Raw genomic sequence first — 18,846 nt, 5'->3', positions numbered from 1 at the left:
GTCGCCCAAGCCCGCCTCCGCATCCCCCGCGAAGAACACCAGAACTTCTTCACCACCCTCCTCGGCGACATCACCGAACCCACCGCACCCTTCGGCCAGTTGGCCACCCGGGCGGACGAGGCGAGCACCGAGGCCACCGTGCCGATGGACGCCGGACTCTCCCAGCGGTTGAGGGACCAGGCCCGCCGGCTCGGCGTCAGCCCGGCCACCCTGTTCCACCTCGCGTGGGCGCGCGTGGTCGCGGCCACCTCCACCCGTGACGACGTCGTCTTCGGCACCGTCCTGTTCGGACGCATGCAGGCCGGCTCCGGCGCCGACCGCGTCCCCGGGCTGTTCATCAACACCCTCCCGGTCCGCGTCCGCACCGGCGACACGACCGCCATCGAAGCCCTGCGCGCCACCCAGACGCAGCTCGCGGACCTCCTCGTCCACGAGCACGCCCCCCTCGTCCTCGCCCAGCAGGCCAGCGACCTGCCCGCGCAGACGCCGCTGTTCACGTCCTTCCTCAACTACCGCCACAGCAGTGGCGCCGAGCACGGACCCGACTCCGCCCTTGAAGGCGTCGAGCTCCTCCACAGCCAGGAGGGCGCCACCTATCCGCTCGCGGTCTCCGTCGACGACACCGGCACCGGCTTCCTCCTCACCGTCCAGGCCAGCGCGCCCATCGACCCGGCCCTCGTCGCCACCCTGCTCCACACCGCCACCGACAACCTGACCGCGGCGCTCGACACGGCACCCCACACCCCCCTCCACAGCATCGGGATCCTCGACGACGCCGAGCGCCACCGGCTCCTCGCCGAGTGGAACGACACGGCGGCGCACACGCCCGCCGGGACGCTGCACCAGCTGTTCGAGGCCCAGGTGGGGCGCACCCCCGACGCCGTCGCGCTCACCCACCGGGACGACCGGTTCACCTACGCGGAGCTGAACGCCCGCGCCAACCGCCTCGCCCGACTGCTGGCCGGGCACGGCGTCGGCCCCGACAGCCTGGTCGGCGTCCTCATGGAGCGCTCCGCCGACCTGGTCGTCTCCCTGCTGGCGATCCTCAAGGCCGGCGGCGCCTACCTGCCCATCGACACCCGGGCGCCCGCCGACCGGATGAACCTGATCCTCCAGGACACCGCCGCGCGAATCCTGCTGGTCGACCCGGCCATGAGCGGACACGAGTTCGCGGCGACGGCGGCCGAGCAGGGCGTGGCCGTCCTGACCGTCGGGCCCGAGACCGGGAGCGGCATCGAGGACGCCACGGACCTGGCCCTCGCCACCCGGCCGGAGCACCTCGCGTACGTGATGTACACCTCCGGCTCCACCGGGACGCCGAAGGGCATCGCGACCACGCACCGTGATGTCGTGGAGCTGGCGTCGGACCGCTGCTGGCACCTCGGCCACACGGACCGGGTCCTCCTGCACGCCCCGCACGCCTTCGACGCCTCGACCTACGAGCTGTGGGTTCCGCTGCTCGCGGGCGGCGAGGTCGCGGTCGCCCCGGCCGGCGACCTGGACGCCGCTGCCGTGCGCTCGCTGATCGTGCGGCACGGGATCACCCACATCCACGTCACGGCCGGCCTGTTCCGGGTGATGGCCGAGGAGGACCCGGGGTCCTTCGCCGGCGTGCGCGAGGTCCTCACCGGAGGGGACGTCGTACCCTCCGGAGCCGTCCGACGCGTACTGGAGGCCAACGCCGGGATCGTCGTACGCCACCTGTACGGGCCGACGGAGGTGACGCTCTGCGCGACCCAGCACTCCGTGGACGCCGCCGCGAACGTCGGCAGCACCCTGCCGATCGGCCGCCCGCTGGACAACACCGCCGTCTACGTCCTCGACGGCGGGCTGCAGCTGGTCCCGGCCGGCGCCGTGGGTGAGCTGTACGTGGCGGGTGCGGGTCTGGCCCGCGGCTACCTGAACCGTCCGGAGCTGACGGCCGAGCGCTTCGTCGCCGACCCCTTCGGCGAGGCCGGCGAGCGGATGTACCGCACGGGTGACCTGGTGCGCTGGCGCGCGGACGGCAGCCTGGAGTTCGCCGGCCGTGCCGACGACCAGGTGAAGATCCGCGGCTTCCGCATCGAGCTCGGCGAGGTCGAGTCGGTGCTGGCCGGCCACCCGGCCGTGGCCCAGGCCACCGTCCTCGTCCGCGAGGACAACCCCGGCGACAAGCGCCTGATCGGCTACGTCGTCCCGGTCTCACCGGAGGCCGTGGACACCGAGCAGCTGCGCGAGCACCTCGCCTCGGGGCTCCCCGACTACATGGTCCCCAGCGCGATCGTGCTGCTGGAGACCCTGCCGCTGACGGCCAACGGCAAGCTCGACCGCAAGGCCCTGCCCGCACCGGAGTTCACGGCGGCCGGCTCCGGCCGCGCACCCCGCACCGAGCAGGAAGAAGCCCTCTGCGCCGTCTTCGCCGAGGTCCTCGGTGTCACCTCCGTGACCATCGACGACAGCTTCTTCGAGCTCGGCGGCCACTCCCTGCTGGCGACGCGGCTGGTCAGCCGCATCCGTACCGCGCTGGGCATCGAGGTCGGCATCCGCGCCCTGTTCGAGGCGCCGACCGTCGCCGGTCTGGCCGCCCGTCTGGGCGGGGCCGGTGCTGCCCGGCCCGCGCTGACCGCGGGCGAGCGCCCGGACGCGGTGCCGCTGTCCGCCGCCCAGCGCCGACTGTGGTTCCTCGGCGAACTCGAAGGCCCCAGCGCCACCTACAACATCCCGGCGGCCCTGCGGCTCAGCGGCGCCCTGGACCGTGAGGCCCTGCGGGCCGCGCTCGGCGACGTCATCGGGCGCCACGAGGTGCTGCGCACGGTGTTCCGCACCGCCGACGGCCGACCGCACCAGCACGTCCTCGACCCGGCGGCGGTCGCCTTCGAGCTGCCCGTCACCGAGGTCGCGGAGGCCGCGCTGGAGCAGGCCCTCGCCGACGCGGCCGGGTACGTCTTCGACCTGTCCGCCCAGGTGCCGCTGCGCGCCGAGCTGTTCAGCACCTCCGCGAACGAGCACGTGCTCGTTCTGGTCGTGCACCACATCGCGGGCGACGGCTGGTCCATGGGCCCGCTCGCCCGCGACATCTCCCAGGCCTACGCGGCCCGACTCAACGACAACGCGCCGGTGTGGCAGCCGCTGCCGGTGCAGTACGCCGACTACACCCTGTGGCAGCAGAAGCTCCTCGGGGACGACACCGACCCCGAGAGCGTCCTGTCCCAGCAGCTCGCCCACTGGCGCGAGGCCCTGGCCGGCCTCCCGGAAGAGCTCCAGCTGCCCACCGACCGGCCCCGCCCGGCCATGGCCACCCACCACGGCGCCACCCTGCCCGTCGAGGTGCCCGCCGACCTGCACCAGCAGCTCGCCGACCTCGCCCGCTCCCGCGGCGTCACCATGTTCATGGTCCTCCAGGCAGCCCTGGCCACCCTGCTCTCCCGCCTCGGCGCCGGCACCGACATCCCCGTCGGCACCCCCATCGCCGGACGCACCGACGAAGCCCTCGACGACCTGGTCGGGTTCTTCATCAACACCCTCGTCATGCGAACCGACCTGGACGGCGACCCGACCTTCGACGAGCTCCTCGGCCGCGTCCAGGACAGCGGCCTCGGCGCCTTCGCCAACCAGGACATCCCCTTCGAGCGCCTCGTCGAGGACCTCGCCCCCACCCGCTCCATGGCCCGGCACCCGCTGTTCCAGGTCATGCTCACCCTCCAGAACAACACCACCACCCAGCTCCACCTCCCCGGCCTCACCGCCACGGCGCTGCCCAGCGGTGAGCTCCCCGCGAAGTTCGACCTGGACTTCCAGTTCGGCGAACTCTTCGACGGACAGGGCCGGCCCGCCGGCCTCCAGGGAGCCATCACCTTCGCCGTCGACCTCTTCGACCGCGCGACCGTCACCGTCATGGGCCGACGCCTCACCCGCGTCCTGCGCGCCGCCGTCGCGGACCCGCAGCAGCCGGTCAGCCGGATCGAGATCCTGGACCCGGCCGAGCGCGAGCTGATCCTCACCGGCTGGAACGACACCGCCCGGGACCTGCCCGCCGCGACGCTGCCCGCGCTGTTCCAGGCCCAGGCCGCCCGCACCCCCGACGCCACCGCCCTCGTCCACCAGGGCACCGAGTCGACCTACGCGGAGCTGAACGAGCGCGCCAACCGCCTCGCCCACCTGCTGACCGAGCACGGCGTCGGCCCGGAGACCCTGGTCGCCGTCCACCTGGAGCGCTCCACCGACCTCGTCACCGCGCTCCTCGCGGTCCTCAAGGCCGGCGGCGCCTACCTCCCCATCGACCCCAACTACCCCACCGACCGCATCGGCTACATGCTGGCCGACGCCCGACCCGCCCTGGTCATCACCAGCGAGCGCACGCAGCAGACCCTGCCCGGGGCCACCACCCGGATCGTCCTCGACGACCCGGACACCCTCACCCGCCTCGCCGACCTCGACACCGGAAACCCCGAGACCGCCCTCCTGCCCCACCACCCCGCCTACGTCATCTACACCTCCGGCTCCACCGGCCGCCCCAAGGGCGTCGTGATCGAGCACAGCGCCCTGGCCCACTACCTGCGGTGGAGCGTCGAGGCCTATCCGTCCGTCCGGGGCGGGACCCTGCTGCACTCCTCGGTCGCCTTCGACCTCGCCGTGACGACGCTGTACGCACCGCTGATCAGCGGCGGCTGCATCGAGATCGCCCCCCTGGAGGACGGCGCGCGCGTCCGGGGCAGCGAGCGGCTGACCTTCCTCAAGGGCACGCCCAGCCACATACCCCTGCTCTCCGTGCTCCCCGAGGGCTTCTCGCCGAGCGGCGAGCTGGTCGTCGGCGGCGAGCAGCTGCTCGGCGAGGTCCTCGACGCCTGGCGCACCGTCCGCCCGGGGGCCACCGTGGTGAACGAGTACGGTCCGACCGAGGCGACGGTCGGGTGCATGGAGTACCGGGTCCTTACCTCGGACGCGGTACCGGACCGGGCCGTCCCCATCGGGCACCCGATCTGGAACACCCGGGTCTTCGTGCTGGACACGCGGCTCCAGCCCGTCCCGCCCGGCACCGTCGGCGAGCTCTACCTCGCCGGCACCCAGCTCGCCCGCGGCTACCTGGGCCGTCCGGGCCTGTCCGCCGAGCGCTTCGTCGCCAACCCGTACGGCCAGGCCGGCGAGCGGATGTACCGCACCGGCGACCTGGTGCGCTGGCGCGCCGACGGCAACCTGGAGTACGTGAGCCGCACCGACGACCAGGTCAAGATCCGCGGCTTCCGCATCGAGCTCGGCGAGGTCGAGTCGGTCCTGGCCGCACACACCTCCATCGCCCAGGCCACCGCCGTCGCCCGCGAGGACAACCCCGGCGACAAGCGCCTCGTCGCCTACGTCGTCCCCACCACACCGCACACCCTGGACACCGAGCTGCTGCGCAAGCACATCGCCTCGGAGCTCCCCGACTACATGGTCCCCAGCGCCATCGTGCAGCTGGAGGCCCTGCCGCTCACCGCCAACGGCAAGCTCGACCACCGGGCGCTGCCCGCACCGGACTACGCGGCCGGCGCCTCCGGACGGGCGCCCCGCACCGCCCAGGAAGAAGTCCTCTGCACGGTCTTCGCCGAGGTCCTCGGTCTGCCGGGCGTCGGCATCGACGACAACTTCTTCGAGCTCGGCGGGCACTCCCTCCTCGCGACCCGGTTGGTCAGCCGGATCCGTACCGTGCTGGGCATCGAGGTCGGCATCCGCGCCCTGTTCGAGGCACCCACCATCGCCGGTCTCGGCGCCCGGCTGGGCCTCGGCTCGACCCGGGACGCCATCGGCATGCTCCTGCCGATCCGGCCGCACGGGGAGCGCGCGCCCCTGTTCTGCATCCACCCCGGCGGGGGGCTGAGCTGGTGCTACTCGCCGCTGGCCCGCATCGTGCCGACGGAGCACCCGCTCTACGGGGTGCAGGCCCGGGGCCTCGACGGTTCGCCCGAGCTGCCCGGCTCCATCGCGGAGATGGCGGCGGAGTACGTCGAGCAGATCCGCACCGTCCAGGCGTCCGGCCCGTACCACCTCCTGGGCTGGTCCTTCGGCGGCGTGGTCGCGCACGAGATGGCGGCACAGCTCAGGGCCGACGGCGAGGAGGTGGCGGGGCTGACCCTGCTGGACTCCTACCCGTTGAACCTGCTGGAGACCATGGTGTCCGTCTCCCCGGACGGGACGCCGCTCGCGCCGCCGAGCGATTCCAGCGACCCGGCCGACCAGGCCGACCAGGCCGACCAGGCCGAGATGGCCGAGATGGCCGACCTCGCGGACATCATCCGCCAGGGGGGTGACTCGGCCATCGAGCTCACCGACGAGGAGGTGGAGACGGCCGCCCGGGTGATCCGGAACAACGCCAGGCTGATGCGCGAGCACACGCCCCGCACCTTCGACGGGGAGCTGCTGCTCGTCGTCGCGACCGACGACAAGCGGGAGAGTGCCCGCCCGGTCGAGATCTGGGAGCCCTACGCGGCCGGCGGGGTCCGGGAGCACCGGATCCCCTGCACCCACGCGGAGCTGGTCGAGCCCGACCGGCTGCTCGAAGCGTGGAACGCCATGGCGGGGCGGCCGGAGTCGGACGGCGAGGGGATCCTCGGCTGACCTGACACCGCGGACGGGGGTCGGCGAAGGCCGCCGGCCCTTGTCCGGGAACGACTGAAGGGTTCCGCCCGGTCGACCGGACCGGGCGGAACCCTTCGTTGCTAACCCCGGCCCTCGGCAGCCCCGGTCAGCCCGCCACCCGGTCGGCACCGGGCAGCGTCCGCATCCGCCGGGCGGCCCGGTTGCGCGCGGCGAGCTGGTCGTCCGGCGGGTAGCCGACCTCCTCCAGCGTCAGCCCGTACGGCCGGATCACGTTGACCGCGGAGTTGCGCACCCCGCCGGCGAGCACCTCCCCGGGGAAGTCCACCGGCCGGTGCCCGTCGCCGACCAGCAGCATCGCGCCGACCAGGGCCCGGACCATGTTGTGGCAGAAGGCGTCGGCCCGGACGGTGGCGACCGCGAGCGAGCCCTCCTGCGTCGCGTAGGCGTCCACCGGGACCCGGTCCCAGTGCAGCTCCAGCAGGGTGCGGATGGTGGTCGCGCCCTCGCGCTTCTTGCAGTACGCCGCGAAGTCGTGCTCGCCGAGCAGCAGCTCGGCGGCCTCGTTCATCCGGTCGACGTCCAGCGGCCGGTCGTGCCAGAGCACGTGCCCGCGCAGCAGCGGGTCGACCCCGCCGGGGTGGTCGGCGACCCGGTAGGCGTACCGGCGCCAGATCGCCGAGAACCGGGCGTCGAAGCCGGCCGGCGCCTCGCCCACCCGGTAGATCCGGATGTCGCCGGGCAGCCGCCCGGCCAGCCTGCGCAGCAGCTTCCCGCCGTGCTCGGCCCAGAGCTCGTCCGGGAGGTCGACGTGGGCGACCTGGCCGCGCGCGTGCACCCCGGCGTCGGTGCGGCCGGCGACCGTCAGCGGGTACGACTCGGCGCTGCGGGTGACGATCTGCAGCGCGCTCTCGATCTCCTCCTGCACGGTCCGGCGGCCACCGCGCTGGCGGGCCCAGCCGGAGAACTCGGCGCCGTGGTAGGCGAGGTCGAGCCGGATCCGGACGTACCCGTCGGCCGGGCCGTCCTTCACGGGGGGCTGCTCCACGCAATCGTTGGCCACTGCTACTACTCCCGGGGCTGCTTCTTCTGTCCAAGAACAACGAACGGGCCCGCTCTCCCACGAAGGGGAGAACGGGCCCGCAACACCTGAAGGTGTCAGGCCTGCTCGGCCTCGACAGCCTCGTCGGCCTTGGTCTCCTCGACCTTGGCCGCCTCGGCCTCCTTGACGGCGCGCTTGGTGGCGCCCTCGGCCTCGCCGACGGCGGTCTGCGCGACGGTCAGCGCCTCGACCAGCTCGATCACGGCCATCGGGGCGTTGTCGCCACGACGGGGACCGATCTTGGTGATACGGGTGTAACCACCCGGGCGGTTCTCGTAGCGCGGCGCGATCTCGGTGAAGAGGGTGTGCAGCACGGAGATGTCGGTGATCGTCTTGCGAACCAGGCGACGGTTGTGGATGTCGCCCTTCTTCGCCTTGGTGATCAGCTTCTCCGCCAGCGGGCGCATCCGACGGGCCTTGGCCTCGGTCGTGGTGATGCGGCCGTACTGGAACAGCTCCCGGCACAGACCGGCGAGCAGCAGCGGCTCGTGGTGCGGGCCGCCGCCGAGGCGGGCACCCTTGGTGGGACGCGGCATGGATTACTCCTTGAATCTCCGACTACGGCCGTATCAGGTACCGCAGCGGGCGTACGGGCACTGTTGCCCGCACGACTTTCCTGGTGGCGGGGGCGGCTCCGGGGAGCCGCCCCCGCCCCAAACTCTTAGTACTGCTCGGTCTCCGCGTAACCCGCGTCGTCCAGGTCGTCGGCGCCGAAGGCGTCGGCGGCGGCGGTCGGGTCGAACCCGGGCGGGCTGTCCTTGAGGGCCAGGCCCATGCCGGCCAGCTTCGCCTTGACCTCGTCGATCGACTTCGCACCAAAGTTGCGGATGTCGAGCAGGTCGGCCTCGGAGCGGGCGACGAGCTCACCCACGGTGTGGATGCCCTCGCGCTTGAGGCAGTTGTACGACCGAACGGTGAGCTCCAGCTCCTCGATCGGCAGCGCCAGGTCGGCGGCCAGGGCGGCGTCCGTCGGGGACGGGCCCATGTCGATGCCCTCGGCGTCGATGTTCAGCTCGCGGGCGAGACCGAACAGCTCGACCAGGGTCTTGCCGGCCGAGGCCATGGCGTCACGCGGGCGCATGGCGGGCTTGGTCTCGACGTCGACGATCAGCTTGTCGAAGTCGGTCCGCTGCTCGACACGGGTGGCCTCGACCTTGTAGGTGACCTTCAGCACGGGGCTGTAGATCGAGTCGACCGGGATGCGGCCGATCTCCTGGCCGGAGGCCTTGTTCTGGACCGCGGAGACGTAGCCGCGACCGCGCTCGACGGTCAGCTCCATCTCCAGCTTGCCCTTGCCGTTCAGCGTGGCGAGGACCAGCTCGGGGTTGTGCACCTCGACACCGGCCGGCGGCGCGATGTCGGCGGCGGTGACCACGCCCGGGCCCTGCTTGCGCAGGTACATCACGACCGGCTCGTCGTGCTCCGAGGAGACGACCAGCTGCTTGATGTTGAGGATGAGGTCGGTGACGTCCTCCTTGACGCCCGGCACGGTGGTGAACTCGTGCAGGACGCCGTCGACGCGGATGCTGGTGACAGCGGCACCCGGGATCGAGGACAGGAGGGTACGGCGCAGGGAGTTGCCGAGGGTGTAGCCGAAGCCCGGCTCCAGCGGCTCGATCACGAACCGCGAGCGGAATTCGTCGACGACCTCTTCGGTCAGCGAGGGGCGCTGAGCGATCAGCATGTTCAGATCCTCCAGTTGTCTTCGGCACCCACTATTTGATGCCGAACAGAACCAGCGTACGGGGTCCCGCCCGCAGCGACGTGCGCTGCGCGGGACCCCGTACGTGGTTTAAAGCAATACCGGTGCCCGAAGGCGCTGCGTCAGACGCGGCGGCGCTTCGGCGGACGGCAGCCGTTGTGCGGGGTGGGGGTGACGTCCTGGATCGAGCCGACCTCCAGGCCGGTGGCCTGGAGCGAACGGATCGCGGTCTCGCGGCCGGAGCCCGGACCCTTGACGAAGACGTCAACCTTGCGCATGCCGTGCTCCTGCGCGCGACGGGCAGCGGCCTCGGCGGCCATCTGCGCGGCGAACGGGGTGGACTTGCGCGAGCCCTTGAAGCCGACGTGACCGGCGGAGGCCCAGGAGATCACGTTGCCCGCGGGGTCGGTGATCGAAACGATGGTGTTGTTGAACGTGCTCTTGATGTGCGCGTGGCCGTGAGCGACGTTCTTCTTTTCCTTGCGGCGGATCTTCTTCGCGCCGGCAGCCTGACGACCCTTGGGGGGCATAAGTCTGTTCTCCTACTGAGGTGGTCGGTCCGCTGACCCGCGGGCCGGAGGGATGTCCGGTTACGGGACGGACTACTTCTTGCCCGGCTTCTTCTTGCCGGCAATCGCGCGACGCGGGCCCTTGCGGGTACGCGCGTTGGTGTGGGTGCGCTGACCGCGGACCGGCAGGCCGCGGCGGTGACGCAGACCCTCGTAGCAGCCGATCTCGACCTTGCGGCGGATGTCGGCGGCCACCTCACGGCGGAGGTCACCCTCGACCGTGTAGTTGGCGTCGATGTACTGGCCGAGCTTCACGAGGTCTTCCTCGGAGATGTCGCGAACGCGGACATCCGGGTTGACACCGGTCTCGGACAGGGTCTGCAGAGCGCGGGTACGGCCGATGCCGTACACGTACGTAAGGGCGATCTCGATCCGCTTCTCACGGGGGAGATCAACGCCGGCGAGGCGTGCCATTCATGGCTCCTGTGTTTCTTCAGAGGTCTTGCGTGCTACCTACTCCGACACCTCACGGTGAGGGAGCCCCGGCCTCTGACCGGGGGCGGCAGTCCGTCCTTCGTGGGACGGATCGGGCAGCCCGCTTATGACGTTTTCGCGTCGCGCGAAGTACTACGAGAAATGCTGGGGGAGAGCAATCAGCCCTGGCGCTGCTTGTGGCGCAGGTTGTCGCAGATCACCATGACCCGGCCGTGACGGCGGATCACCTTGCACTTGTCGCAGATCTTCTTGACGCTCGGCTTGACCTTCATGTCTCAGGTTCTCCGGGTCTAGATCTGGCGTTGTTACTTGTAGCGGTAGACGATCCGGCCGCGCGTGAGGTCGTAGGGGCTGAGCTCCACGACGACCCGGTCGTCCGGCAGGATGCGGATGTAGTGCATGCGCATCTTGCCGCTGATGTGCGCGAGGACCTTGTGACCGTTCTGCAGCTCGACCTTGAACATCGCGTTCGGAAGAGACTCGATCACGGTGCCCTCGATCTCAATGGCGCCTTGCTTCTTAGCCATGAACTGCGAGATCCACCTTCCGGGACCGGCTACCGTATGCGGCACGCTCGTGCGAACCTGGGTTCACCCCGACCCGCGAGGGAAGAGGGCGTGCTGAAGCACGCTACGAGTGAGCCGACGGTCCATCCTACGCCAGCGCGTCGGATGCACCAAAACGGAGCCCGCAGGCTCAGCGCTGGGCCGCGAACGCCACCGGCTCGACGTGGGCGGTGCAGGCCGAGCAGCGGCGGGCCGCCTCCGGGATCTCGGTCAGGCACTCCGGGCACGGGCGCTTCGGGGTCTTCGGCTTCTTCGGCAGGTAGCGGGCGGTCGCCTTGGTCACCGGCAGCACCACGCAGAAGTACAGCACCGCGGCGGTCATGACGAACGCGATCAGCACGTTCAGGAACTGCCCGTACGGGAAGGTGACCCCGGCCACGGTCGCCTTGTACGAGCTGAAGTCGCCGGCCGCGCCGACCACGACACCCACCAGCGGGGTGAGGAACGCCGACACGAAGCCGGTCACCACACCGGTGAAGGCGGCGCCGATGACGACACCGACCGCCATGTCGACGACGTTGCCGCGCATCATGAAGTCGCGGAATCCCTTGAACACTGCTGTCTCCTGGTCGTTCGAAGCCACTGCCAGCCGATAAAAATAGGACAAAAGCCCTGGAGGTCCAAACCTCCAGGGCCCTGATCCCTTGTCAGACGCGGCCTTCGGCTAGCCGAGGGGGTCCGGAGCTGCGGTGATGCCCAGCTTGGCCAGTTCGGCCCGGCCGCCGTCGAAGGAGGTCAGGACCAGCGGTCCCTCCTCGGTGACGGCCACCGAGTGCTCCCAGTGCGAGGCCCAGGTGCCGTCGTTGGTGACGACGGTCCAGTCGTCCTCCAGCACGGCGGTGTGCGGGGTGCCCAGCGAGACCATGGGCTCGATCGCCAGGACGGTGCCCGGGACCAGCTTGGGGCCCTTGCCGCGGCCGCGCTCGACGTAGTTCAGGACGTGCGGCTCCATGTGCATGGCCGTGCCGATGCCGTGGCCGCCGTAGCCCTCGGTGATGCCCCACTTGCCCTTGGGGGGCAGCGGCTGGCGGCGGATGAAGCCCTCGATCGCCTTGGAGACGTCGACCAGCCGGTTGTTCTTCTTCATCTGGGCGATGCCGGCCCACATCGAGCCCTCGGTGACCCGGCTGAGCATCTCCACCTCGGGGCGGACCTCGCCGACCGTGACGGAGATCGCCGCGTCGCCGTGCCAGCCGTCCACGATGGCGCCGCAGTCGATCGAGATGAGGTCGCCCTCCTGGAGCACCCGCTCCCCCGGGATGCCGTGCACGACCTCGTTGTTCACCGAGGCGCAGATCACCCCCGGGAACCAGAGGCCGCCGTGGTGGGCGCGGAAGTTGGAGGTGGCGCCGTGGCCGGTGATGACCTTGTCCGCGATGTCGTTGAGCTCCTGGGTGGTCACCCCCGGAGCGACCGCCTCCCGGCAGGCCTTCAGCGCCTCGGCGACGACCAGCCCGGCCACTCGCATCTTCGCGATCTGCTCGGGGGTCTTGATCTCCACCATCTGGTCACGCCTTCCTTGGGTTCCCGCCCGGTCCTTGCCGGGCGGCCGTGCACTCGTTCCACCGTACGACGCCGTACGGCCGCGCTGCCCCGGAGGGCGTGCGCGGCCGTACGTACGTTGTGTTGCTCAGCTGTTCTGCTTCAGCGCCTCGATCGCGCGCTGGGTGACCTCGCCCACCTTGCCGAGGGCCGGGATCGTCTCGACCAGGCCCTGCTGGCGGTAGTAGTCGATGATCGGCTCGGTCTCGGTGTGGTACACCTCGAGGCGCGTGCGCACCTTCTCCTCGGTGTCGTCCGAGCGCTGGTACAGCTCGCCGCCGCACTCGTCGCAGACGCCCTCGGTCTTCGGCGGGTTGTAGTCCACGTGGAAGACGTGGCCCCCGTCGTTGCGGCACAGCCGCCGACCGGCGATCCGGCGGACCACCTCGTCCTCGGGGACCTCCAGGTCCAGCACGCCGTCCAGCGCAATGCCGTGCTCGGCGAGGAACTCGTCCAGCGCCTTGGCCTGGCCGAGGTTGCGCGGGAAGCCGTCCAGCAGGAAGCCGTTGGCGGCGTCCGGCTGGAGCATGCGGTCCTTGGCCATCCCGATCGTGACCTCGTCCGGCACCAGCCGGCCCGCGTCCATGTAGCTCTTGGCCTCGAGCCCCAGAGGGGTGCCCTGGCCGATGTTGGCGCGGAAGAGGTCGCCGGTGGAGATGTGGGGGATGGACAGGGTCTTGGCGAGCAGGTGCGCCTGAGTACCCTTCCCGGCCCCGGGAGGCCCGACGAGGACGATACGCATCAGCGGAGGAACCCTTCGTAATTGCGCTGCTGGAGCTGGCTCTCGATCTGCTTCACAGTTTCGAGTCCGACGCCGACGACGATGAGCACGCTGGTGCCGCCGAACGGGAAGTTGGTCTGCTGTCCGAAGGCGACCAGGGCGATCATCGGGATCAACGCGATCAGGCCCAGGTAGAGCGAACCCGGCCACGTGATGCGGGTGAGCACGTAGTTCAGGTACTCGGCCGTCGGCCGGCCGGCCCGGATGCCCGGGATGAACCCACCATACTTCTTCATATTGTCGGCAACTTCTTCGGGGTTGAAGGAGATGGCCACGTAGAAGAAGGCGAAGAAGACGATCAGCAGGAAGTAGGTGAGCATGTAGACCGGGTGGTCACCCTTGACGAAGTTGGTCCTGATCCACGTCGCCCAGCCCGCCTGGCTGTTGGTCAGCTGGACCGCCAGGGCCGGAATGTACAGCAGCGACGAGGCGAAGATGACCGGGATGACACCGGCCTGGTTCACCTTGAGCGGGATGTACGTCGAGGTGCCGCCGAACGCCTTGCGGCCGATCATCCGCTTCGCGTACTGCACCGGAATCCGGCGCTGCGCCTGCTCCACGAAGATGACCAGCATCACAACGATGATTCCGACCGCGACCACGGAGAGGAACTCGACCCAGCCGCCGCCGATGGTGCCGGAGGTCTTGATCGCCCACATCGAACCCGGGAAGCCCGAGGCGATCGAGGTGAAGATCAGGATCGACATGCCGTTGCCGATGCCGCGGTCCGTGATCAGCTCGCCGAGCCACATGATGCACGTGGTACCGGCGGTCATCGTGATCACCATGACGGCGATCCGGAAGACCGACTGGTCCGGCACGATCTGGTTGGCGTAGACGCAGCCCGAGAACAGCGCCCCACTGGAGGCCGTCGCCACGATGCCGGTGCCCTGCAGGACTGCGAGGGCGATGGTCAGGTAGCGCGTGTACTGGGTGATCTTCGCCGTACCGGCCTGACCCTCCTTCTTCAGCGCCTCGAGTCGCGGGATCACGACGGTGAGGAGCTGGAGGATGATGCTGGCCGTGATGTACGGCATGATGCCGAGCGCGAAGATCGTCAGCTGAAGGAGCGCGTTACCGCTGAAAAGATTTACCAGCGCGAAGAGGCCGCTGTTCTTGGTGTCCTTCACACAAGCATTGACGGCCTCGAAGCTGACCCCCGGTACGGGAATGTGCGAGCCCAGGCGGAACAGCACCATGATGCCCAGCGTGAACAGCAGCTTCTTGCGCAGGTCGGGCGTCTGGAACGCCCGCGCGAACGCACTGAGCACGGTGCCTCCTGCGCCTCCCGCACGTCGTCGGCGGGAGGGTCGGTCCTGAATGGGGAGTTTGCGGTTCGGGCTCCCGTACAGACGGCACAGGCGAGCCTAAGCGCAGCCTACAAGGGAACTCCACGGACTCTAACAGTGCGCAGCCACTCGAAAGAAGCGCGTACGGCCCCTCCCCCACGCATGGGGTACGGGATGCCCGGGTTTGCCACACAAAAGAACGAGGCCCGTACCCGTTCGGGGGCCGCGGGGGAGAAAACACACGAGCCCCGCACCTCCCGAAGGGGAGGTGCGGGGCTCGTGGGAGGTCAGCGGGCTCAGACGAGCTCGGTGACGGTACCGCCGGCGGCGGTGATCTTCTCGGCGGCGGAGCCGGAGACGGCGTCCACCGTCACCTGCAGCGCAACCGAGATCTCGCCGGTGCCGAGCACCTTGACGAGGGAGTTCTTGCGAACCGCGCCCTTGGCGACCAGGTCCTCGACAGTGACCGCGCCACCCTGCGGGTAGAGCTCGGCCAGCTTGTCGAGGTTGACAACCTGGAACGTGATCTTGAACGGGTTCTTGAAGCCCTTCAGCTTCGGCAGGCGCATGTGGAGGGGCATCTGGCCACCCTCGAAGCGCTGCGGAACCTGGTAGCGGGCCTTGGTGCCCTTGGTACCACGACCGGCGGTCTTACCCTTGGAGCCTTCACCACGGCCGACACGGATCTTGTCGGTCTTGGCACCCGGGGCGGGACGCAGGTTGTGGATCTTGATCGGCGAGTCAGCCATCTCAGTCCACCTCCTCGACCGTGACGAGGTGACGCACGGTCTGGGCCATCCCGCGGATCTCGGGACGGTCCTCCTTGACGACCACATCGTGCATGCGCTTCAGACCCAGCGAGCGCAGCGTCTCGCGGTGGTTCTGCTTGCTGCCGATGTAGGACTTGGTCTGCGTGATCTTCAGGCGAGCCATCAGGCGCTCACCCCTGCAGCACGAGCCCGCAGCAGAGCGGCGGGAGCCACGTCCTCCAGCGGCAGGCCACGACGCGCGGCGATCTCCTCGGGGCGCACGAGGCCCTTCAGAGCAGCCACGGTGGCGTGCACGATGTTGATCGCGTTGTCGGAGCCGAGCGACTTCGACAGGATGTCGTGGATGCCGGCGCACTCCAGCACGGCACGCACCGGGCCACCGGCGATAACACCGGTACCGGGGGCAGCCGGCTTCAGGAGCACGACGCCGGCAGCCTTCTCGCCCTGGATCGGGTGAGGGATGGTGCCCTGGATACGGGGGACCTTGAAGAAGTTCTTCTTGGCCTCCTCAACACCCTTGGCGATGGCGGCCGGAACCTCCTTCGCCTTCCCGTAGCCGACACCTACGGTGCCGTCACCGTCGCCCACCACGACCAGCGCGGTGAAGCTGAAACGACGACCACCCTTGACAACCTTGGCGACACGGTTGATCGCAACGACACGCTCGACGTAAGCGGTCTTCTCGACGGCGGGGGCGTTGCCCCGGTCGTCACGCTTACGGTCGCGCCGCTCGCCACCGCCGGTGCCGCCGCCGGCGCCGCTACCGCGGCGCTGGGGTCCAGCCATTGGAATTACCTCTCTCGATTACGTCCGTCGACTGAGCCGACGAGCGGCTTAGAAGTCGAGCCCGGCCTCACGGGCAGCATCGGCCAGAGCGGCGATGCGGCCTGCGTACCGGTTGCCCGCGCGGTCGAAGACGACCGACTCGATGCCGGCGGCCTTGGCGCGCTCGGCGACCAGGCTCCCGACCTTCTTGGCCAGCTCGGTCTTGTCGCCCTCGACGCCCTTGATGGACACGTCGAGGGTGGACGCCGACGCCAGGGTGTGACCCTTGGCGTCGTCGATGACCTGGGCGACCATGTGGCGGTTCGAGCGGGTCACGACGAGGCGCGGACGCACCTCGGTGCCGGTGACGCGCTTGCGAACACGGATCGCGCGGCGCTTGCGAGCGGCGCTCTTGTAGGCGTTGCCCTTGCCGATCTTGACAGAGACGCTCATCGCTTACTTACCACTCTTTCCGACCTTGCGGCGGATGACCTCGCCCGCGTACTTGACGCCCTTGGCCTTGTACGGGTCGGGCTTGCGCAGCTTGCGGATCTTTGCGGCGACCTCGCCGACCTTCTGCTTGTCGATGCCGTCCACGTGGAACTTGGTGGCCGACTCGACGACGAAGGTGATGCCCTCAGGGGCCTCGACCAGGATCGGGTGGCTGTAGCCGAGCTGGAACTCCATGTCGGAGCCCTTCGCCAGGACTCGATAGCCAACACCGCTGATCTCCAGCGACTTGCGGTAGCCCGCGGTCACGCCGGTGATCATGTTCGCCACCAGCGTGCGGGAAAGGCCGTGCAGGGCCTTCGACAGACGCTCGTCGTTGGGGCGGGTGACGAGCAGCGTGCCGTCCTCGCCCTTGCCGATCTCGATCGGCGCGGCGACATGGTGGGTGAGGGACCCCTTCGGGCCCTTCACCGAGACCGCCTGGCCATCGATGGTGACGTCCACGCCGGCGGGAACCGGGATGGGCAGCCGTCCAATGCGCGACATTGCTGTACCTCCGTTTCCCGAATTACCAGACGTAGGCGAGAACTTCTCCGCCTACGCCCTTCTTGGCAGCCTGCTTGTCGGTGAGGAGACCCGAGGACGTGGAGATGATCGCCACGCCCAGGCCGCCGAGCACCTTCGGCAGGTTGGTGGACTTTGCGTAGACCCGCAGGCCCGGCTTGCTGATCCGCTTGATGCCAGCGATCGAGCGCTCACGGTTGGGGCCGAACTTGAGCTCGATGGTCAGCTTCTTGCCGACCTCGCCCTCGACGGGCTCCTCAACCTTGTAGGAGGAGATGTACCCCTCCTGCTGCAGGATCTGGGCGACGTGCGCCTTGATCTTGCTGGCCGGCATCGCCACGGAGTCGTGGTACGCCGAGTTCGCGTTACGCAGACGCGTGAGCATGTCTGCGATGGGGTCGGTCATGGTCATGATGGCCTCAGGCCTCTCTCGCCGTGGTTTCTCCGCGCGAGGTCCCCCGCACTCCGAGGAGTGCGGGGCACAGGCGCAGGGGACCTACGACGTAGTAAGTCTGGGTGCGAGCCCTCCGAAGAGGATCAGCGGTCGCTACGGAGCAACCGTGACAGGGGGCCCGACCCCACTACCTTACGGGATTCCGTACGGGAGCCCAAAAGCGGGCGATGTGGGATCGGGCACCTCTGCTTCGCTTGGTGTGCCTTCAAGCTCTGGAGCTCTTACGGGAAGAGGACTACCAGGAGCTCTTGGTCACGCCCGGCAGCTCGCCGCGGTGCGCCATCTCACGGAGGCACACACGGCACAGGCCGAACTTGCGGTACACCGAGTGCGGACGGCCGCAGCGCTGGCACCGGGTGTAGGCCCGAACGCCGAACTTCGGCTTACGCTCGGCCTTCGCGATGAGGGACTTCTTCGCCATTGGCTCACGCCTCCTTGAACGGGAAGCCCAGAGCGCGCAGGAGCGCACGGCCCTCGTCGTCGGTCTGAGCGGTGGTCACGACGGTGATGTCCATACCGCGCTGACGGTCGACCTTGTCCTGGTCGATCTCGTGGAACATAACCTGCTCGGTCAGACCGAAGGTGTAGTTGCCACGGCCGTCGAACTGCTTGGGGGAGAGGCCACGGAAGTCGCGGATACGCGGCAGGGCCAGCGACACCAGACGGTCCAGGAACTCCCACATGCGGTCACCGCGAAGGGTGACGTGGGTGCCGATCGGCTGGCCCTCGCGCAGCTTGAACTGCGCGATGGACTTACGAGCCTTGGTCACGGCCGGCTTCTGACCAGTGATGGCGGTCAGGTCGCGGATCGCGCCCTCGATCAGCTTGCTGTCACGGGCGGCCTCGCCGACACCCATGTTGACCACGACCTTGACCAGGCCGGGGGTCAGCATGACGTTCTCGTACGAGAACTGCTCCTGCAGCTGCCCCTTGATCTCGGAGTTGTAACGCTCCTTGAGACGCGGGGTCACCTTCTCAACAGTCGTCTCAGACATCAGATGTCCTCACCGGTTCGCTTGGCAACGCGGATCTTGTTGCCCTCGTCGTCGAAGCGGTAGCCAACGCGGGTGACGACCTTCTTGCCGTCCTTCTCCACGACCAGCTGGACGTTGGAGACGTGCACCGGGGCCTCGACGGTGACAATGCCACCCTGAGTACCCGGGCCCGGCTTGGTGTGCTTCTTGACCCGGTTCACACCCTCGACCAGGACCTTGTTCTCGGCGGGGATGGCCTGGATGACCTTGCCCTGCTTGCCGCGGTCCTTGCCGGTGATGACCTGAACCAGGTCACCCTTCTTGATCTTCATGC

General features: G+C 69.3%; 21 protein-coding genes. 1 reads left to right on the top strand and 20 read right to left on the bottom strand.

Translation table 11 applies throughout. From position 1 onward, the window contains the following. Positions 1-99: 99 nt before the first annotated feature. Complete coding sequence (locus tag ACFVVX_RS26530) at positions 100-6,570, top strand: amino acid adenylation domain-containing protein (protein WP_387949116.1); 6,471 nt, start codon at positions 100-102, stop codon at positions 6,568-6,570. A gap of 127 nt (positions 6,571-6,697) precedes the next feature. Here the strand turns inward: ACFVVX_RS26530 and truA are convergent, their stop codons facing one another. The 20 genes from truA to rplX form a co-directional block, all read right to left on the bottom strand. After that, on the bottom strand, positions 6,698-7,612 hold the full coding sequence (truA, locus tag ACFVVX_RS26525; RefSeq protein ID WP_387949115.1) for a tRNA pseudouridine(38-40) synthase TruA: 915 nt from the start codon (positions 7,610-7,612) through the stop codon (positions 6,698-6,700). 95 nt (positions 7,613-7,707) lie between these two features. After that, entirely contained in the window at positions 7,708-8,187 is a 480-nt protein-coding gene (gene rplQ, locus ACFVVX_RS26520) for a 50S ribosomal protein L17 (RefSeq protein ID WP_387949114.1), read from the bottom strand. A gap of 125 nt (positions 8,188-8,312) precedes the next feature. Then, a complete protein-coding gene (locus ACFVVX_RS26515; protein ID WP_030232516.1) occupies positions 8,313-9,335 on the bottom strand; it encodes a DNA-directed RNA polymerase subunit alpha in 1,023 nt (340 codons plus the stop codon). Between the two features lie 140 nt (positions 9,336-9,475). Beyond that, the gene (gene rpsK / locus ACFVVX_RS26510) at positions 9,476-9,883 is read right to left on the bottom strand and encodes a 30S ribosomal protein S11 (RefSeq protein WP_030232513.1); all 408 of its coding nucleotides are present in this window, start codon (positions 9,881-9,883) and stop codon (positions 9,476-9,478) included. A 72-nt stretch (positions 9,884-9,955) separates the two neighbouring features. After that, a complete protein-coding gene (gene rpsM / locus ACFVVX_RS26505) occupies positions 9,956-10,336 on the bottom strand; it encodes a 30S ribosomal protein S13 (protein ID WP_387949113.1) in 381 nt (126 codons plus the stop codon). Positions 10,337-10,515: 179 nt separating this feature from the next. Next, complete coding sequence (gene rpmJ, locus ACFVVX_RS26500; protein WP_003956441.1) at positions 10,516-10,629, bottom strand: 50S ribosomal protein L36; 114 nt, start codon at positions 10,627-10,629, stop codon at positions 10,516-10,518. Between the two features lie 33 nt (positions 10,630-10,662). Next, the gene (gene infA / locus ACFVVX_RS26495) at positions 10,663-10,884 is read right to left on the bottom strand and encodes a translation initiation factor IF-1 (protein WP_003956442.1); all 222 of its coding nucleotides are present in this window, start codon (positions 10,882-10,884) and stop codon (positions 10,663-10,665) included. Positions 10,885-11,053: 169 nt separating this feature from the next. Next, on the bottom strand, positions 11,054-11,479 hold the full coding sequence (mscL, locus tag ACFVVX_RS26490) for a large conductance mechanosensitive channel protein MscL (RefSeq protein ID WP_387949112.1): 426 nt from the start codon (positions 11,477-11,479) through the stop codon (positions 11,054-11,056). A gap of 108 nt (positions 11,480-11,587) precedes the next feature. Beyond that, positions 11,588-12,427, bottom strand: a complete 840-nt coding sequence (gene map / locus ACFVVX_RS26485) for a type I methionyl aminopeptidase (RefSeq protein ID WP_387949111.1) — start codon at positions 12,425-12,427, stop codon at positions 11,588-11,590. 126 nt (positions 12,428-12,553) lie between these two features. Further along, positions 12,554-13,207 carry an adenylate kinase gene (locus ACFVVX_RS26480; RefSeq protein WP_387949110.1) on the bottom strand — a complete coding sequence of 218 codons (654 nt, stop codon included), beginning with the start codon at positions 13,205-13,207 and terminating at the stop codon, positions 12,554-12,556. Beyond that, positions 13,207-14,517, bottom strand: coding sequence for a preprotein translocase subunit SecY (gene secY, locus ACFVVX_RS26475; protein WP_387949109.1), 1,311 nt, complete (start codon positions 14,515-14,517; stop codon positions 13,207-13,209). The genes ACFVVX_RS26480 and secY overlap by 1 nt, the downstream gene beginning before the upstream one ends. A 314-nt stretch (positions 14,518-14,831) precedes the next feature. Further along, a complete protein-coding gene (gene rplO, locus ACFVVX_RS26470) occupies positions 14,832-15,284 on the bottom strand; it encodes a 50S ribosomal protein L15 (RefSeq protein WP_387949108.1) in 453 nt (150 codons plus the stop codon). Position 15,285: 1 nt separating this feature from the next. Beyond that, complete coding sequence (gene rpmD / locus ACFVVX_RS26465) at positions 15,286-15,468, bottom strand: 50S ribosomal protein L30 (RefSeq protein ID WP_030300409.1); 183 nt, start codon at positions 15,466-15,468, stop codon at positions 15,286-15,288. Next, positions 15,468-16,091: a 30S ribosomal protein S5 gene (rpsE, locus tag ACFVVX_RS26460; protein ID WP_030055834.1), complete on the bottom strand. Its 624-nt coding sequence runs from the start codon at positions 16,089-16,091 to the stop codon at positions 15,468-15,470. Before rpsE ends, rpmD begins: the two co-directional genes overlap by 1 nt. Positions 16,092-16,139: 48 nt before the next feature. Then, complete coding sequence (gene rplR / locus ACFVVX_RS26455; protein ID WP_360631627.1) at positions 16,140-16,523, bottom strand: 50S ribosomal protein L18; 384 nt, start codon at positions 16,521-16,523, stop codon at positions 16,140-16,142. A 3-nt stretch (positions 16,524-16,526) separates the two neighbouring features. Continuing rightward, positions 16,527-17,066, bottom strand: a complete 540-nt coding sequence (gene rplF / locus ACFVVX_RS26450) for a 50S ribosomal protein L6 (RefSeq protein WP_387949107.1) — start codon at positions 17,064-17,066, stop codon at positions 16,527-16,529. 22 nt (positions 17,067-17,088) lie between these two features. Continuing rightward, on the bottom strand, positions 17,089-17,496 hold the full coding sequence (gene rpsH, locus ACFVVX_RS26445) for a 30S ribosomal protein S8 (RefSeq protein WP_031063036.1): 408 nt from the start codon (positions 17,494-17,496) through the stop codon (positions 17,089-17,091). Between the two features lie 277 nt (positions 17,497-17,773). Further along, positions 17,774-17,959, bottom strand: coding sequence for a type Z 30S ribosomal protein S14 (locus ACFVVX_RS26440; protein ID WP_030393303.1), 186 nt, complete (start codon positions 17,957-17,959; stop codon positions 17,774-17,776). 4 nt (positions 17,960-17,963) lie between these two features. Next, on the bottom strand, positions 17,964-18,533 hold the full coding sequence (gene rplE, locus ACFVVX_RS26435; protein WP_030393302.1) for a 50S ribosomal protein L5: 570 nt from the start codon (positions 18,531-18,533) through the stop codon (positions 17,964-17,966). Then, positions 18,533-18,844: a 50S ribosomal protein L24 gene (rplX, locus tag ACFVVX_RS26430; RefSeq protein WP_371503333.1), complete on the bottom strand. Its 312-nt coding sequence runs from the start codon at positions 18,842-18,844 to the stop codon at positions 18,533-18,535. Before rplX ends, rplE begins: the two co-directional genes overlap by 1 nt. Between the last annotated feature and the right edge of the window lie 2 nt (positions 18,845-18,846).

This window comes from Kitasatospora sp. NPDC058170 (genome assembly GCF_042883905.1).
GTDB lineage: Bacteria > Actinomycetota > Actinomycetes > Streptomycetales > Streptomycetaceae > Kitasatospora.
Note: the sequence above shows the minus strand (reverse complement) of the source record. Positions and strands in the feature narration are given on the sequence as shown.

Coding starts and splice junctions, on each gene's coding strand:
- rplE (WP_030393302.1), bottom strand. CDS start 18,533: ATGTCTGAGACGACTGTTGAGAAGGTGACCCCGCGTCTCAAGGAGCGT.
- rplO (WP_387949108.1), bottom strand. CDS start 15,284: ATGGCTGACTCGCCGATCAAGATCCACAACCTGCGTCCCGCCCCGGGT.
- infA (WP_003956442.1), bottom strand. CDS start 10,884: ATGGCTAAGAAGCAAGGCGCCATTGAGATCGAGGGCACCGTGATCGAG.
- rpsH (WP_031063036.1), bottom strand. CDS start 17,496: ATGACCATGACCGACCCCATCGCAGACATGCTCACGCGTCTGCGTAAC.
- rpsM (WP_387949113.1), bottom strand. CDS start 10,336: ATGGCACGCCTCGCCGGCGTTGATCTCCCCCGTGAGAAGCGGATCGAG.
- ACFVVX_RS26515 (WP_030232516.1), bottom strand. CDS start 9,335: ATGCTGATCGCTCAGCGCCCCTCGCTGACCGAAGAGGTCGTCGACGAA.
- rplR (WP_360631627.1), bottom strand. CDS start 16,523: ATGAGCGTCTCTGTCAAGATCGGCAAGGGCAACGCCTACAAGAGCGCC.
- rpsE (WP_030055834.1), bottom strand. CDS start 16,091: ATGGCTGGACCCCAGCGCCGCGGTAGCGGCGCCGGCGGCGGCACCGGC.
- rplX (WP_371503333.1), bottom strand. CDS start 18,844: ATGAAGATCAAGAAGGGTGACCTGGTTCAGGTCATCACCGGCAAGGAC.
- rpsK (WP_030232513.1), bottom strand. CDS start 9,883: ATGCCCCCCAAGGGTCGTCAGGCTGCCGGCGCGAAGAAGATCCGCCGC.
- rpmJ (WP_003956441.1), bottom strand. CDS start 10,629: ATGAAGGTCAAGCCGAGCGTCAAGAAGATCTGCGACAAGTGCAAGGTG.
- rplQ (WP_387949114.1), bottom strand. CDS start 8,187: ATGCCGCGTCCCACCAAGGGTGCCCGCCTCGGCGGCGGCCCGCACCAC.
- map (WP_387949111.1), bottom strand. CDS start 12,427: ATGGTGGAGATCAAGACCCCCGAGCAGATCGCGAAGATGCGAGTGGCC.
- rplF (WP_387949107.1), bottom strand. CDS start 17,066: ATGTCGCGCATTGGACGGCTGCCCATCCCGGTTCCCGCCGGCGTGGAC.
- ACFVVX_RS26480 (WP_387949110.1), bottom strand. CDS start 13,207: ATGCGTATCGTCCTCGTCGGGCCTCCCGGGGCCGGGAAGGGTACTCAG.
- rpmD (WP_030300409.1), bottom strand. CDS start 15,468: ATGGCTCGCCTGAAGATCACGCAGACCAAGTCCTACATCGGCAGCAAG.
- ACFVVX_RS26440 (WP_030393303.1), bottom strand. CDS start 17,959: ATGGCGAAGAAGTCCCTCATCGCGAAGGCCGAGCGTAAGCCGAAGTTC.